The following is a 13,362-nucleotide window of genomic DNA, read 5'->3' on the forward strand; positions in this document are numbered from 1 at the left end:
GGGCTGGCGGCGCGCGCGGCCCGCCGCGCCACGCGGGTGCGGGCGCTCAGCGGGACGCCGGCACGGCCGTCAACCGGCCGGGTACATCTTGCCGAGCAGGTCGCGCAGGGCGACGTGGCGGGCCTTCAGGTCCCAGGCCAGCTGGGTCGCGATGACGTGCTGGAAGTGGCAGCCGATGGCCGAGTTCGGCTGGTACAGGAGCAGGAAGGCGGACAGCGGCATGCTCGCCACCTTGACCATCCCGTCGGCACTGTAGTTGGCCATCACCGGCTTGCTGTCGACCAGCGACAGGCCGCCGAAGAACTCGCCCGGCTTGAGGACGCGGATCGCGTAGTAGCGGTTCTCGCGCCCGTAGTAGCCGACCTTCACGGCGCCTTCGAGGAGAAGATGGAAGGCCCGCGCCGGCTTGTCCTGGTACAGGAAGACGTGCGCGTCCGGGTATTCCTCGACGGTCATCGCGCTGGCGATGTGGTCGACATCCTCGGCGGTCATGAAGGCGAAGCCCGGCAAGGTGCTCAGGTAGCGTTTCAGCAGCATCAGCGCACCCCCGCCAGTTTGCGGATGAAGTCGAGCACGCCGCCGTGACGATGCGGCTGCTGGTCGATCGGAATGGACAGGTCGCCGAGCATGAGCAGGCGCCCTTCCGGGTCCAGGACGGGGTCGTTCACCGTGGCGCGCAGGCGCTGCACCTGCATGGCGATGAGCAGGTGGCTGAGCCGGCAGGCGACCTCGGCCTGGCTCTTTATCAGTTCCGTGTAGCGCGCGAACCGCAGCCGCAGCAGGGTGCTCGGCGCCAATGCCGTGACGGTCGAGCAGGCGGCGTCGTTGTGGGTGTAGTAGGCGACTTCGCCAACCCAGTTGCCGGAGGCGATCTCACCCAGGCGGATGGTGTGTTCGCCCAACTCGACGTGGACCTCCAGGCGGCCGTCCAGGACCAGGTACATGGAGTCGGTCGGCTCGCTGTCCTTCAGCAGCGTCTCGCCGGCGCCGACGCCTTGCAGTTCGGCACGCTCGAGCAGCGGCGCGAGGTCGTCGGTGCCGAGCAGGTCGGCCAGCAGGCCGCGGTATTCGGACCAGGGATCGTCGCTCATGGCCGGGCTCCGCCCAACGTCACCTCGCGGCCGGCCTGGGCCGAGGCCATGCCGGACAGGGCGGCATGGAATTCGGCGCCGCTGCGGGTGTCGCGCCAGGCGCCGTCCTGCCAGCGGTAGTGGAAGCCGCCGCTCTTGGCCGCCACCCAGACCTCGCGCAACGGCGTCTGGCGGTTGACGATGATCTTGGAGCCGTCGTCGAACTCGATCTCGAGGATGCCGCCGGCGGCCAGTTCGTAATCCAGGTCGGCCGCCTCCAGGTCTTGTTCCAGGTCGCGGAACAGTGCCTCGGTCGACTGGAGGTATTCGCTTTCGGTCATTCGCCTTCCTCGTGCGTGATAGACTTTTCCAACCCAATTTTAGCCGTATTCCCCATGCGCCTGATCCTCGCCTTGTTGATCGCCGTGCCGCTCGTCGCCGGCTGCGGCAAGAAGGGCTCGCTCTACCTGCCCGACCAGCCCGGACAACCCACCGCCACCCAGCCCGCCCAGCCATGACCCCGTTCAACCGCCGCGCCGGCCTGCTCCATTGCGAGGACGTGGCCCTGGACGCCATCGCCCGCGATTTCGGCACCCCCACCTACGTCTACTCCAGCGCCGGCCTGAGCGCGGCCTACCAGGCCTACGACCAGGCCTTCGCCGGCCATGAGCACCTGATCTGCTATGCCGTGAAGGCCAACTCCAGCCTGGCCATTCTGAACCTGTTCGCCAAGCTGGGCGCCGGCTTCGACATCGTCTCCGGCGGCGAACTCGCGCGCGTCCTGGCCGCCGGCGGCGACCCCGCCAAGGTGGTGTTCTCCGGGGTGGGCAAGACCGCCGCCGAGATGGAAGCGGCGCTGGCCGCCGGCATCCATTGCTTCAACGTCGAATCGGAGAGCGAACTGGCCCGCCTGAACGCGGTCGCCGGCCGGCTCGGCAAGGTCGCCCCGGTGAGCTTCCGGGTCAACCCCAACGTCGACGCCAAGACCCACCCCTACATCGCCACCGGGCTCAAGGAAAACAAGTTCGGCATCGCCTACGACGACGCACCGCGCCTGTACCGGGAAGCGGCCGGACTGGCCAATCTGCGCGTGGTCGGCATCGACTGCCACATCGGCTCCCAGTTGACCGAATCGTCGCCCTTCGGCGAAGCCCTCGACAAGGTGCTCGACCTGGTCGACCGCCTGGCCGCGGACGGCGTCGTACTGGCCCACATCGACCTCGGCGGCGGCCTCGGCGTGCGCTACAAGGACGAGACGCCGCCGGCCATGTCGGAGTACGCCGGCGTCCTGCTCTCGCGCCTGGCCGGACGCACCCAGAAACTGGTCCTGGAACCCGGCCGTTCCCTGGTCGCCAACGCCGGCCTGCTGCTCACCAAGGTGGAATACCTGAAGCATGGCGAGGCCAAGGACTTCGCCATCGTCGACGCCGCGATGAACGACCTCATGCGGCCCTCGCTCTACGACGCCTGGCACGACGTCCAGCCCGTCCGCGAGCGCAGCGCAATCGCACGCCGCTACGAAATCGTCGGACCGGTCTGCGAAAGCGGTGATTTCCTGGCCCGCGAGCGTGACCTGGCCCTGGCCGAAGGGGACCTGCTGGCCCTGCTTTCGGCCGGCGCCTACGGCATGAGCATGAGCTCCAACTACAACACCCGCCCGCGTGCCGCGGAGGTCCTGGTGGCGGGCGGGAACGCCGTCCTGACGCGGCGGCGCGAGCGCGTGGAAGACCTGTTCAGCGACGAAATCGTCCCGGCCTGACAACGTCGGATGTGCGCTGGATAAAAATGCATACACACCCTTGCAGTATTAAGTTTTTTTTGCTCTAGAATGAGTTGCAACACGCAATATCGCGTGGAACCCATTGAGGCACAAGGCTTTCCTGCCTTCATGAACCAAAGGAGTGTGACATGCCCGCTGCTAAATCCACCGCCAAGTCCACAACCAAGGCGAAGGCTGCCGCAAAGCCCGTCGCCGCTGAAGCTGCGGCCGTTCCGGCCGTGACCGCCAAACCCGCCGTCAAGAAGGCTGCTGCGCCCAAGGCCGCCGCCAAGCCCACTGCCGCAAAGAAGGCCGCTGCTCCCAAGGCCGCCGCCAAGCCCGCCGCCGAGAAGAAGGCCGCTGCGCCCAAGGCTGCCGCGAAGCCCGCCGCCAAGAAGGCCGCTGCGCCCAAGGCCGCTGCCAAGCCGGCCGCCGAGAAGAAGGCCGCCGCCCCCAAGGCCGCCGCCAAGCCCGCTGCTGCAAAGAAGGCCGCTGCTCCCAAGGCCGCTGCCAAGCCCGCCGCCGAGAAGAAGGCCGCCGCCCCAAGGCCGCCGCCAAGCCCGCTGCTGCAAAGAAGGCCGCCGCTCCCAAGGCCGCTGCCAAGCCCGCCGCCGAGAAGAAGGCCGCTGCCCCCAAGGCTGCCGCGAAGCCCGCCGCCAAGAAGGCCGCTGCGCCCAAGGCCGCCGCCAAGCCCGCTGCCGCCAAGCCCGCTGCCGCCAAGAAGGCCGCCGCTCCCAAGGCCGCTGCCAAGCCGGCGGCCAAGAAGGCCACCGCAAAGAAGGCCTGACCCACTCCGCGCCGTTGTGCGCCCGGGAGCCCGTCCAGCCATGGACGGGCTCTTTTCGTTCCGGCGCCCGCGGCGGCCCGGGGACTTGCGGGCGGCCGGGGCAAGGCTGGCATAATACCCAACCCGAACGATCAACTATACAGCCGCCGAGGAACCGACATGCGCATCCCCGCTCCGCAGATCTCCTCCTTCAACCCGCCCCGCCGTACCCTCATGGGACCGGGCCCGTCCGACGTGCCGCAACGCATCCTGGAGGCCATGGCGCGGCCGACCATCGGCCACCTCGACCCGGCCTTCTCGACCATGATGGAAGAAACCAAGGCGCTGCTGCGCTACGCCTTCCAGACCGAAAACAAGCTGACCTTCCCGGTTTCCGGGCCCGGCTCGGTTGGCATGGAAATGTGCTTCGTCAACCTGGTTGAACCCGGCGACAAGGTCATCGTCTGCGTCAACGGCGTGTTCGGCGGCCGCATGGTGGAGAACGTCAAGCGCACGGGCGGGATAGCGGTCGTCGTCGAGGACGCCTGGGGTACCCCGGCCGACCCGGCCAAGGTGGCGGCCGCCTTCGCCGCCAACCCGGACGCGAAACTCCTCGCCTTCGTCCACGCCGAGACGTCCACCGGTGCCCAGTCGGATGCCGCCGCCCTGGCCGCGGTCGCGGGCCGGCACGGCGCGCTCACCATCATGGACTGCGTCACCTCCCTGGCCGGCACGCCGGTGCTGGTCGACGAGTGGGGCATCGACGCCGCCTACTCGGGCAGCCAGAAATGCCTGTCCTGCACGCCCGGGATCGCGCCGGTCACCTTCGGCGAGCGTGCCGTCGCCAAGGTCCGGGCGCGCAAGACGCCGGTGCAGAGCTGGTTCATGGACCTCAACCTGGTGCTCGGCTACTGGAGCGGCGAAGGCAAGCGCACCTACCACCACACCGCGCCGATCAACCCGCTCTATGGCTTGCATGAAGCATTGCGGATGCTGGCCGAGGAAGGCCTGGAGGCCGCCTGGGCGCGCCACCGCGCCATGCACGAAAAGCTGCGCGACGGTCTCGAGACCCTGGGCCTCGGCTTCGTGGTCGCGGAAGCCGCCCGCCTGCCGCAACTCAACTCGGTCTACATCCCCGCGGGCGTCGACGATGGCGCCGCGCGCAGCCGGCTGATCAACGAGTTCAACCTCGAGATCGGCGCCGGCCTGGGTGCCCTGTCCGGCAAGATCTGGCGCATCGGCCTGATGGGCTACAGCGCCCGCCAAGGTAACGTGGACTACTGCCTGAAGGCGGTCAAGGCCGTCGTCGGCTAGGCGGGCGCCGGCCTGACCGGCACCTCCACCGGGCGCCCGCTCGCCGGATGACCGGCAAACGCTTGAATAGTTGAGTTCTTTACTATACTAAGCGAGCCGCGGCCACTCACGGGGAGGTGTTCAAGTGATCGACGTCAGCATCCATACCGATGCGCTGTGCGACTCCAGCCAGCTCACGCTCGAGGCCATCGACCTGGTGCGCAACCGGTTGCCGCGGGAGTCCTATCCGCAGCAGACCATCGAGCGCTACCCGCGCATCGTCAACATGACGGCCCTGCTCTGGGACGAACCGGCGGGGTTCCGGCAGTACTACGACGAACTGCTCAACGATGAGCGCGGCGATCGCCAGGGCTTCCCCTTCGAGGTCCTGGTGGAACTCACCAACCTGCGCGAGGCGCACGAGCATAGCCACCCCGAGAAGCGCGGCCAGATCGAGTACCGCCTCGACGCGCTCGGCCGACGCATCTGAACGCGACGACCGAATGAACTTAGGCGCCGGTACGGCGCTCCATATCGCTACCCGAACTGAAACCGGAGAGGTGCGGACATGGACGACACACCCGATGCCGAAATCGACGCGGCAAACGCCAAGCTGGAGGACGGCGCCGTCGTCGCCGACCTGATCGTCAAGGACTCCCGGCAAACCCGCCACGTCGTCCCGGTCACCTGGCGCCCCGGGCATGAGGACGACTGGACCTGGCAGGGCGAGGAGACCTGGCTGCAGACCGAGCGCTACGCCGAACACATGGGCATGGATCCGGCCCGCCTGGTGGCGTTGGCCGCCCGCGCCGTGAAGGACGCGGTGCTCGGGCCGCTCCTGCGCCCCGCCTAGCCGGCCGACAGCCGGGTGGCCGGTGCGCCGGCCCGCTTGCGCCACCACCAGACCAGGCGCAGGCCCAGCAGCACGGCCAAGACGGCCGCGTAGACGGCCGGCTGGGTGATGTCCCGCTTGACCAGCCACCAGTAGTGCAGCACCGCCAGGACGGCGGCCGGATAGACCAGCTTGTGCAGGCGCGACCAGTTGCGCTTGAGCGCGCGCACGGCGCGGTCGTTCGAGGTCGCCGCCAGGGGCACCAGGAGCAGGAAGGCGGTCATGCCGGCGGTGATGAACGGCCGCTTGGTGATGTCCTTGAGGATGTCCGGCCAGTCGAAGAACTGGTCCAGCCAAAGGTAGGTGGTCAGGTGCAGGACGCCGTAGAAGAAGGCGAACAGGCCGAGCATGCGCCGATAACGCAGCCAGTGGCCCTGGCCGGTCAGGCGGCGCAGCGGGGTGACCGCCAGGGTGACCAGCAGGAAGCTCAGCGTCCAGGTGCCGAGCGAGCGGGTGACGAACTCGATCGGGTTGGCGCCCAGGCCGTGGCCGAGGCCGAGCCCGACCAGGCGCGCCAGGGGCAGCAGGCAGGCCAGGAACAGCCAGGTCTTGGGATTGCGCCACATCAGAAGTACCGGCGCAGGTCCATGCCGGTGTACAGGCTGGCGACCTGGTCGCCGTAGCCGTTGAACATCAGCGTCTTGCGCTTGAAGAACTCGCCGATGCGGCGCTCGCGCGCCTGGCTCCAGCGCGGGTGGTCGACCTCCGGATTGACGTTGGAATAGAAGCCGTACTCGCCCGGCGCCGCCCGGTTCCAGGCCGTGGCCGGCGGCTTCTCGACCAGGCGGATGCGGACGATCGACTTGGCGCTCTTGAAGCCGTACTTCCAGGGCACCACGAGGCGGATGGGGGCGCCGTTCTGGTTCGGCAGCTCGCGCCCGTAGATGCCCACCGACAGCAGCGTGAGCGGATGCATGGCCTCGTCCAGGCGCAGGCCCTCGGCGTAGGGCCAGTCGAGTACCGGCCAGCGCTGGCCGGGCATCTGCTTGGGATCGTACAGGCTGGCGAACTCGACGTACTTGGCCCGGCCGGTGGGCTGCGCCTGCTTGAGCAGCTCGCCGAGCGGGAAACCCAGCCAGGGGATGACCATCGACCAACCCTCGACGCAACGCATGCGGTAGATGCGCTCCTCGAGCGGGAAGGCCTTGGTCAGGGCGTCGATGTCCCAGGTGCGCGGCTTCAGGCAGGCCCCCTCCACGCTCACCGTCCAGGGCCGCGTGCGCAGGCTGCCGGCGTTCTTGGCGGGGTCGTCCTTGCCGGTGCCGAACTCGTAGAAGTTGTTGTAGGTGGTGACCTCCTCCCAGGTGTTGGGCGACTCGTCGCGCCCCCAGGCGGTCTTCTTCCAGGCCGGCAGGGCGGCCTGCGCGGGCAGGGCGGCGTAGAGGGCCAGGGCCAGCGAACCTTTAAGGAACTCGCGGCGTCTTTCGTATACGCTCTCGGGCGTGATTTCGGTCGGTAGAATGCGCGGCGTGGATTCGGTGGCCATGGTGACACTCCTCTCGTGGTTGCCCATTGGTCGCGGCGGCAATGAAAACCTGACACCCCTGCGTTGAAATAATTCCTGCGAGACCATTGCATGCGGCTTGTTCTGAAACTCGTGGTCGTCGCCGCGGTCCTGGCCGTCGGCTTCTACCTATACCAGCGACCGGGCGGCGACGCCAACGCCGGGGCGAAGAAGGACGCCGGCCCGGTGCCCATCCTGGCCGCGCACGCCGAACGCGCCGACCTGCCCGTGGTGGTCGACCTGGTCGGCCGCGGCGAGGCCTACGAATCGGTCTCGGTGAAGGCGCGGGTCGACGGCCAGGTGCAGAGCGTACCCTTCCGGGAGGGCCAGCACGTGCACACCGGCGAGCTCCTCGTCCGTCTCGACCCGGCCGACTTCGACGCCCGCCTGCGCCAGGCCGAGGCCGACCTGGCGCGCGACCAGGCGCAGTTGCAGAAGGCCCGCGCCGACGTCGTCCGCTACCAGGCCCTGCGCGACCAGGGCTTCGTCTCGGCCGAGAAACTGACCGACCTGAACGCCGCCCTGGCCGCCGCCGAGGCGACCGTGCAGGCCGACCGGGCGGCCGCCGACCTGGCCCGCCTGCAACGCGCCTACGCCACCGTGCGGGCGCCCATCGACGGCGTGGTCGGCGCCCGCCTGGTGTTCCCGGGCACGGCGGTGAAGAACAACGACACCGTCCTGGCCGTGATCAACCGCATGCAGCCGCTCCTGGTCAGCTTCGCCCTCCCGGAACGCCATGTCGCCGCCCTGCGCGCGGCCATGGCACGCGGCCCGGTCGGCGCCGCCGTCGCCACCCCGGACCAGGCCGGCCCGGCGCATACGGCGACGGTCCACTTCCTCGACAACGCGGTCGATCCCGGCACCGGCACCCTGCTCGTCAAGGCGCGCCTGGACAACCGCGACGCGGCCTTCGCACCGGGCCAATACCTGCGCGTCGAACTCGTCCTCGACACCCTCAAGAATGCCGTGACGGTCCCGGCCGAAGCGGTCCAGCAAGGTCCCAAGGGCAGCGTCGTCTACGTGGTCCGGGGCGACGACGGCATCGACATCCGGCCGGTCAAGGCGGTCGCCGAACGGGCCGGCCGGGTCGCCCTGGCCGGCGTCCAGGCCGGCGAGACGGTGGTCACCGACGGCCACCTGCGCCTGACCCCGAAATCGAAGGTGAAGATCAAGGAGGCCGCACCGGGCACCGGTGCCGGCCGCTGACGCCATGCTCGCCGCCCGCCCGCGCCCGGAAGCCTGAGCCATGCAACTGCCCGAACTGTGCATCCGCCGGCCGGTGATGACCACGCTGCTGATGGCGGCGTTCCTGGTCTTCGGCCTGATCGCCTACCGCGGCCTACCGGTCTCGGAACTGCCCAACGTCGATTTCCCGACCATCTCGGTCTCCGCCAGCCTGCCGGGCGCCGCGCCCGAGACCATGGCCTCGGCAGTGGCGACGCCGCTGGAGGCGCAGTTCGCGACCATCGCCGGGGTCACCTCGATCAACTCCACCAGCGCCCAGGGTTCGACCTCGATCACCCTGCAGTTCGACCTCGACCGCGACATCGACGCGGCCGCCCAGGACGTCCAGTCGGCCATCGCCGCCGCCCAGCGCAAGCTGCCCACGGACATGCCGTCGCCGCCCTCCTTCCGCAAGGTGAACCCGGCCGACAGCCCGATCTTCTACATCGCCATGCGCTCCGACACCCTGCCCATGTCGGAGGTCAACGAGTACGCCGAGACCCAGCTGGCGCAGCGCATCTCGACCGTCTCCGGGGTGGCCCAGGTGAACGTCTACGGTTCCCAGAAGTACGCCGTGCGCATCCAGGCCGACCCCGACCGCCTGGCCGCGCGCGGCATCGGCCTGGACGAACTGGCCCAGGCCATCCAGGCCGGCAACGTGAACCAGCCGACCGGCAGCCTGGACGGGCCCAAGCAGAGCTTCGCGGTGAAGACGGCCGGCCAGTTGGAGACCGCCGCCGCCTACCGGCCGCTCATCGTCGCCTACCGCAACGGCGCCCCGGTGCGCCTGGAGGAGGTCGCCAGCGCGCTGGACGACGTCGAGAACAACAAGCGCGCCAACTGGCTGGGCGACCAGCGCGCCATCGTCCTCGCCGTCCAGCGCCAGCCGGGTGCCAACACCCCGGCCACGGTGCAGGCCATCGAGGCCATCCTGCCCAGCTTCCTGGACAAGCTGCCGGCCTCCATCGAACTGTCGGTGCTGTACGACCGCAGCGTGTCGATCAAGGAGTCGATCGCCGACGTCCAGTTCACCCTGATCCTGGCCGGCTGCCTGGTCGTCCTGGTGATCCTGCTCTTCCTGCGCAACGTCTCGGCCACCGCCATCCCGGCCGTCGCCCTGCCGCTCTCCGTGATCGGCACCTTCGCCGCCATGTACGGCCTCGGCTTCAGCCTGGACAACCTGTCGCTCCTGGCCCTGACCCTGTCGGTCGGCTTCGTGGTCGACGACGCCATCGTCATGCTGGAGAACATCCACCGCCACATCGAGGCCGGCGAGCCGCCCTTCCAGGCCGCCATCGTCGGCGCCCGCGAGATCGGCTTCACCATCATCTCGATGACCCTGTCGCTGGTCGCCGTGTTCATCCCGGTGATGTTCATGGGCGGCGTCATCGGCCGCCTGCTGCACGAGTTCGCCCTCACCATCGGGGCCGCCATCCTGGTCTCCGGCTTCGTCTCCCTGACCCTGACGCCGATGCTCTCGAGCCGCTACCTGAAGCACGACACGGCCCGCCACGGCGCCGTCTGGAACGCCCTCGAGGCGGGTTTCGAGGCGGTCCGCGCCGGCTACCGGGTCAGCCTCGACTGGGCCCTCGCGCACCCGCGCCTAATCATGGCGGTGTTCCTGGCCACGGCGGCGGCGAGCGGCTGGCTGTACGTCAAGATACCCAAGGACTTCATCCCCGGCGGCGACTCCGGCCAGATCATCGCCTTCACCGAGGCCGGCCAGGACGTCTCCTTCGCCGGCATGGCTGAGAAGCAGCGCCAGGTCGCGGCCATCGCCGCCCGGGAGCCCGACATCGAGACGTTCATGTCGGTGGTCGGGGCCGGCGGCTCGCGCTCCTCGGCGAACTCCGGCCTCATGCTGTTCAAACTGAAACCGCGTAAGGAACGCAAGCTGTCCGCCGACGAACTGGTGCAGAAGCTGCGTCCCCTCCTCAACGTCGTGCCGGGCATCCGGGTGGCCCTGCAGAACCCGCCGCCGATCCGCCTGACCGGCCGCCTGACCACCGCGCAGTACCAGTACACGCTGCAGGGCCAGGACCTGGACGAGCTGTACGCCTGGAGCGAGACCATGCTGGCGCGCCTCCGCCAGCTGCCCGGCTTCGTCGACGTCAACAGCAACCTCAACAACAGGAGCCCGACCGTCACCCTGGACATCGAGCGCGACCGCCTGGCCCCGCTCGGCCTGACCTACGGCCAGGTCGAGGACGCCCTGCAGTCGGCCTTCAGCAGCCGCCAGGTGTCGACCATCTACGGTTCCAGCGCCCAGTACCAGGTCATCCTGGAGGTCGACCCGGCCTACCAGGCCGACCCCGGCATGCTGGCGCGCCTGCACGTGCGTTCGGCGAACGGCCAGCTGGTGCCGCTCGACAGCGTCGCCCGCATGCATCGGGGCAACCAGGCCCTGACCGTCAACCACCTCGGCCAGCTGCCCTCGGTGACCATCTCCTTCAACCTCGAACAGGGCGTCTCCCTGGGCGAGGCGGTCGGCCGCATCCGGGCCCTGGAACGGGAAATGCGCCTGCCGATCACCGTCGCCACGCAGCTGGAAGGCACGGCCCAGGCCTTCGAGGACTCCCAGAAGGGGCTCGGCCTGCTCCTCCTGGTCGCCGTGCTGGTGGTCTACATCGTCCTCGGCATCCTGTACGAGAGCTTCGTCCACCCGCTCACCATCCTGTCCGGCCTGCCCTCGGCCGGCCTGGGCGCCCTGCTCACCCTCTGGCTGTTCCACGTCGACCTGTCGCTGTACGCCTTCGTCGGCGTCATCATGCTGATCGGCATCGTCAAGAAGAACGCCATCATGATGATCGACTTCGCCCTCGAGCATCAGCGCCGGCACGGCATGGCGGCGGCCGAGGCGATCCGCCAGGCCTGCCTGATCCGCTTCCGGCCGATCATGATGACCACCTTTGCGGCCCTGGCCGGCACCCTGCCCATCGCCCTGGCCATCGGCGCCGGCGCCGACGTGCGCCAGCCGCTCGGGCTCGCCGTGGTGGGCGGCCTGGTCCTGTCGCAGTTCCTGACCCTGTACATCACCCCGGTGATCTACCTGTACCTGGAGCGCCTGGTGCCGAGCCGGGCCTCGCCGTGAAGCGGACAGCGGGTATTTCAGGAAACTCTGATATAGGCGGGCCGCGCCCACCGTGATATGGTGCGGGCTGCCGAACACACACCGCATTGGAGCACTCCATGGCCGTCATCGACCTCACCGAAGAGAACTTCGAACCCACCATCACCGGCAACGACTTCGTCGTCGTCGACTTCTGGGCGCCCTGGTGCGGCCCCTGCCGCGGCTTCGCCCCGGTCTTCGAGGCCGCCGCCGAGAACAACCCGGGCATCACCTTCGCCAAGGTCAACACCGAGGAACAGCAGGGCATCGCCGGCCATTTCCAGATCCGCTCCATCCCCACCCTGATGATCTTCCGCGAGCAGGTCATCATCTACGCCCAGCCCGGCGCCCTGCCGGCCGGCGCCTTCGACGACCTGATCGCGCGCGCCAAGGAGATCGACATGGCCCAGGTGCACGCCGAGATCGCCAAGGAACAGGGCCAGCAAGCCTGACCCTGAGCATCGTCTACCGGGACGACCGGCTGGTCGCCATCGACAAGCCGGCCGGACTCCTGGTCCATCGCAGCGACCTGGACCGCCAGGAAACCCGTTTCGCCGTGCAGTTGCTGCGCGACCAGATCGGCCGTCCGGTCTGGCCGGCGCATCGGCTCGACAAGGGCACCTCGGGCGTCCTCCTGTTCGCGCTCGATGCCGAGGCGGCCGCGGCGCTGTCCGGCCAGTTCGAACGCGGCGAGGTGGCCAAGACCTACTGGGCCGTGGTGCGCGGCCACCCGGCCGAGGCCGGCGAGATCGACCACCCGCTCGGCCGCCTGCGCGACGAGTACGGCTACCGCGGCGAATCCGACGTCGCCCAGCCGGCCGTCACCCGCTACCGCCGCCTGGCCACCGTGGAACTGCCCTGGCCGGTGGACCGCTACCCGACCAGCCGCTACGCGCTGGTCGAACTGGCCCCGCTGACCGGGCGCCGGCACCAGCTGCGCCGGCACATGAAGCACATCGCCCACCCCATCGTCGGCGACGCCAGCCACGGCAAGGGCCGTCACAACCGCATGTTCCAGGAGCGCCTGGGCTGCCACCGCCTGCTTCTGGCCGCCGTGCGCCTGGCCGTCCGGCACCCCGACGACGGCCGCCCCCTCACCCTCGCCGCCGCCCCGGCGCCGGACTTCGCCGCCTGCATCGAGCAGTTGGGCTGGGCCGACCTGCTGCAGGACACCCCATGGCATTGAAGGCCACCATCTACAAGGCGGAGCTCCAGATCGCCGACCTGGACCGCAACTACTACGCCGACCACGCCCTCACCCTGGCGCGCCACCCTTCCGAGACCGACGAACGCATGATGGTGCGTCTGCTCGCCTTCGTGCTCTACGCCCGCGACGGCCTGGGCTTCGGCAAGGGCCTGTGCGAGGACGACGAGCCCGACCTCTGGGCCAAGGACCTGACCGGTGCCATCGAGCTCTGGATCGACGTCGGCCAGCCGGACGAGCGCTGGCTGCGCAAGGCGTGCAGCCGTGCCCGCGAGGTCGTGCTGATCGCCTACGGCGGCCGCGCCGCGGACGTCTGGTGGAACCAGAACCAGGCCGCCCTGGCGCGCCTGGAGCGGCTCAGCGTGCTGCGCCTGCCGGCCGACGCGGGCGCCGGCCTGGCGGCCCTGGCCGACCGCAACATGCGCCTGCAGTGCACGGTGCAGGACGGCCAGGTCTGGCTGACCGACGGCAGCCGCAGCGTCCACATCGAACCGGTCCGGCTGACCTGACCCCGCCCGCGCACGCGGCGGCTGCCAGAAGC

At 69.3% G+C, this 13,362-nt stretch carries 16 protein-coding genes; 10 read left to right on the forward strand and 6 right to left on the reverse strand.

The features are described 5' to 3' along the window. Window positions 1-69: 69 nt before the first annotated feature. From EZJ19_RS13385 to cyaY, 3 genes are read right to left on the reverse strand one after another with little or no spacing between them, the layout of a single operon-like run. Window positions 70-537 (reverse strand): Crp/Fnr family transcriptional regulator, encoded by a 468-nt coding sequence (locus EZJ19_RS13385; RefSeq protein ID WP_131448404.1) that lies wholly within the window; start codon window positions 535-537, stop codon window positions 70-72. Continuing rightward, window positions 537-1,091 carry a Crp/Fnr family transcriptional regulator gene (locus EZJ19_RS13390; RefSeq protein ID WP_131448406.1) on the reverse strand — a complete coding sequence of 185 codons (555 nt, stop codon included), beginning with the start codon at window positions 1,089-1,091 and terminating at the stop codon, window positions 537-539. Before EZJ19_RS13390 ends, EZJ19_RS13385 begins: the two co-directional genes overlap by 1 nt. Then, complete coding sequence (cyaY, locus tag EZJ19_RS13395) at window positions 1,088-1,411, reverse strand: iron donor protein CyaY (protein ID WP_131448408.1); 324 nt, start codon at window positions 1,409-1,411, stop codon at window positions 1,088-1,090. The genes EZJ19_RS13390 and cyaY overlap by 4 nt, the downstream gene beginning before the upstream one ends. Window positions 1,412-1,465: 54 nt before the next feature. Here cyaY and lptM point away from each other — a divergent pair, with 54 nt between their 5' ends. Together lptM and lysA are read left to right on the forward strand one after the other, a co-directional pair. After that, a complete protein-coding gene (gene lptM / locus EZJ19_RS16475; protein WP_240754773.1) occupies window positions 1,466-1,588 on the forward strand; it encodes an LPS translocon maturation chaperone LptM in 123 nt (40 codons plus the stop codon). Continuing rightward, window positions 1,585-2,829, forward strand: a complete 1,245-nt coding sequence (gene lysA, locus EZJ19_RS13400) for a diaminopimelate decarboxylase (RefSeq protein ID WP_131448410.1) — start codon at window positions 1,585-1,587, stop codon at window positions 2,827-2,829. The genes lptM and lysA overlap by 4 nt, the downstream gene beginning before the upstream one ends. A 127-nt stretch (window positions 2,830-2,956) precedes the next feature. Here lysA and EZJ19_RS15925 read toward each other — a convergent pair whose 3' ends face one another. After that, the gene (locus EZJ19_RS15925; RefSeq protein ID WP_165873574.1) at window positions 2,957-3,343 is read right to left on the reverse strand and encodes a hypothetical protein; all 387 of its coding nucleotides are present in this window, start codon (window positions 3,341-3,343) and stop codon (window positions 2,957-2,959) included. A gap of 432 nt (window positions 3,344-3,775) precedes the next feature. Here EZJ19_RS15925 and EZJ19_RS13410 point away from each other — a divergent pair, with 432 nt between their 5' ends. The 3 genes from EZJ19_RS13410 to EZJ19_RS13420 all read left to right on the forward strand — a co-directional run bounded on the left by EZJ19_RS13410 (window position 3,776) and on the right by EZJ19_RS13420 (window position 5,741). Next, window positions 3,776-4,909: a pyridoxal-phosphate-dependent aminotransferase family protein gene (locus EZJ19_RS13410; protein WP_206199432.1), complete on the forward strand. Its 1,134-nt coding sequence runs from the start codon at window positions 3,776-3,778 to the stop codon at window positions 4,907-4,909. Window positions 4,910-5,033: 124 nt separating this feature from the next. Beyond that, window positions 5,034-5,378, forward strand: a complete 345-nt coding sequence (locus EZJ19_RS13415; RefSeq protein ID WP_131448412.1) for a hypothetical protein — start codon at window positions 5,034-5,036, stop codon at window positions 5,376-5,378. 78 nt (window positions 5,379-5,456) lie between these two features. Continuing rightward, the gene (locus EZJ19_RS13420) at window positions 5,457-5,741 is read left to right on the forward strand and encodes a hypothetical protein (RefSeq protein WP_131448414.1); all 285 of its coding nucleotides are present in this window, start codon (window positions 5,457-5,459) and stop codon (window positions 5,739-5,741) included. Here EZJ19_RS13420 and EZJ19_RS13425 read toward each other — a convergent pair. Together EZJ19_RS13425 and msrP are read right to left on the reverse strand one after the other, a co-directional pair. After that, window positions 5,738-6,346 (reverse strand): protein-methionine-sulfoxide reductase heme-binding subunit MsrQ, encoded by a 609-nt coding sequence (locus EZJ19_RS13425; RefSeq protein WP_131448416.1) that lies wholly within the window; start codon window positions 6,344-6,346, stop codon window positions 5,738-5,740. The two genes, EZJ19_RS13420 and EZJ19_RS13425, sit on opposite strands and share 4 nt — an antisense overlap. Next, on the reverse strand, window positions 6,346-7,266 hold the full coding sequence (msrP, locus tag EZJ19_RS13430) for a protein-methionine-sulfoxide reductase catalytic subunit MsrP (RefSeq protein WP_131448418.1): 921 nt from the start codon (window positions 7,264-7,266) through the stop codon (window positions 6,346-6,348). Before msrP ends, EZJ19_RS13425 begins: the two co-directional genes overlap by 1 nt. 90 nt (window positions 7,267-7,356) lie before the next feature. Here msrP and EZJ19_RS13435 point away from each other — a divergent pair, with 90 nt between their 5' ends. The 5 genes from EZJ19_RS13435 to EZJ19_RS13455 all read left to right on the forward strand — a co-directional run bounded on the left by EZJ19_RS13435 (window position 7,357) and on the right by EZJ19_RS13455 (window position 13,330). Then, the gene (locus EZJ19_RS13435; protein WP_131448420.1) at window positions 7,357-8,490 is read left to right on the forward strand and encodes an efflux RND transporter periplasmic adaptor subunit; all 1,134 of its coding nucleotides are present in this window, start codon (window positions 7,357-7,359) and stop codon (window positions 8,488-8,490) included. Between the two features lie 40 nt (window positions 8,491-8,530). Then, window positions 8,531-11,599 (forward strand): efflux RND transporter permease subunit, encoded by a 3,069-nt coding sequence (locus EZJ19_RS13440; protein WP_131448422.1) that lies wholly within the window; start codon window positions 8,531-8,533, stop codon window positions 11,597-11,599. 98 nt (window positions 11,600-11,697) lie between these two features. Further along, window positions 11,698-12,069, forward strand: coding sequence for a thioredoxin (gene trxA / locus EZJ19_RS13445; RefSeq protein WP_131448424.1), 372 nt, complete (start codon window positions 11,698-11,700; stop codon window positions 12,067-12,069). Window positions 12,070-12,107: 38 nt separating this feature from the next. Continuing rightward, window positions 12,108-12,803, forward strand: coding sequence for a pseudouridine synthase (locus EZJ19_RS13450; protein ID WP_276320115.1), 696 nt, complete (start codon window positions 12,108-12,110; stop codon window positions 12,801-12,803). Further along, a complete protein-coding gene (locus EZJ19_RS13455) occupies window positions 12,794-13,330 on the forward strand; it encodes a YaeQ family protein (RefSeq protein WP_131448426.1) in 537 nt (178 codons plus the stop codon). Before EZJ19_RS13450 ends, EZJ19_RS13455 begins: the two co-directional genes overlap by 10 nt. The last annotated feature ends 32 nt before the right edge of the window (window positions 13,331-13,362 follow it).

The organism is Parasulfuritortus cantonensis (assembly GCF_004337445.1).
Lineage (GTDB): Bacteria > Pseudomonadota > Gammaproteobacteria > Burkholderiales > Thiobacillaceae > Parasulfuritortus > Parasulfuritortus cantonensis.

Excerpts from the sequence above, each read along its gene's own strand:
- EZJ19_RS13440 (WP_131448422.1), top strand. The coding sequence starts at position 8,531 with ATGCAACTGCCCGAACTGTGCATCCGCCGGCCGGTGATGACCACGCTG.
- EZJ19_RS13455 (WP_131448426.1), top strand. The coding sequence starts at position 12,794 with ATGGCATTGAAGGCCACCATCTACAAGGCGGAGCTCCAGATCGCCGAC.
- cyaY (WP_131448408.1), bottom strand. The coding sequence starts at position 1,411 with ATGACCGAAAGCGAATACCTCCAGTCGACCGAGGCACTGTTCCGCGAC.
- EZJ19_RS13385 (WP_131448404.1), bottom strand. The coding sequence starts at position 537 with ATGCTGCTGAAACGCTACCTGAGCACCTTGCCGGGCTTCGCCTTCATG.
- EZJ19_RS13420 (WP_131448414.1), top strand. The coding sequence starts at position 5,457 with ATGGACGACACACCCGATGCCGAAATCGACGCGGCAAACGCCAAGCTG.
- lysA (WP_131448410.1), top strand. The coding sequence starts at position 1,585 with ATGACCCCGTTCAACCGCCGCGCCGGCCTGCTCCATTGCGAGGACGTG.
- EZJ19_RS13435 (WP_131448420.1), top strand. The coding sequence starts at position 7,357 with ATGCGGCTTGTTCTGAAACTCGTGGTCGTCGCCGCGGTCCTGGCCGTC.
- lptM (WP_240754773.1), top strand. The coding sequence starts at position 1,466 with ATGCGCCTGATCCTCGCCTTGTTGATCGCCGTGCCGCTCGTCGCCGGC.
- EZJ19_RS13425 (WP_131448416.1), bottom strand. The coding sequence starts at position 6,346 with ATGTGGCGCAATCCCAAGACCTGGCTGTTCCTGGCCTGCCTGCTGCCC.
- msrP (WP_131448418.1), bottom strand. The coding sequence starts at position 7,266 with ATGGCCACCGAATCCACGCCGCGCATTCTACCGACCGAAATCACGCCC.
- trxA (WP_131448424.1), top strand. The coding sequence starts at position 11,698 with ATGGCCGTCATCGACCTCACCGAAGAGAACTTCGAACCCACCATCACC.
- EZJ19_RS13390 (WP_131448406.1), bottom strand. The coding sequence starts at position 1,091 with ATGAGCGACGATCCCTGGTCCGAATACCGCGGCCTGCTGGCCGACCTG.
- EZJ19_RS13410 (WP_206199432.1), top strand. The coding sequence starts at position 3,776 with ATGCGCATCCCCGCTCCGCAGATCTCCTCCTTCAACCCGCCCCGCCGT.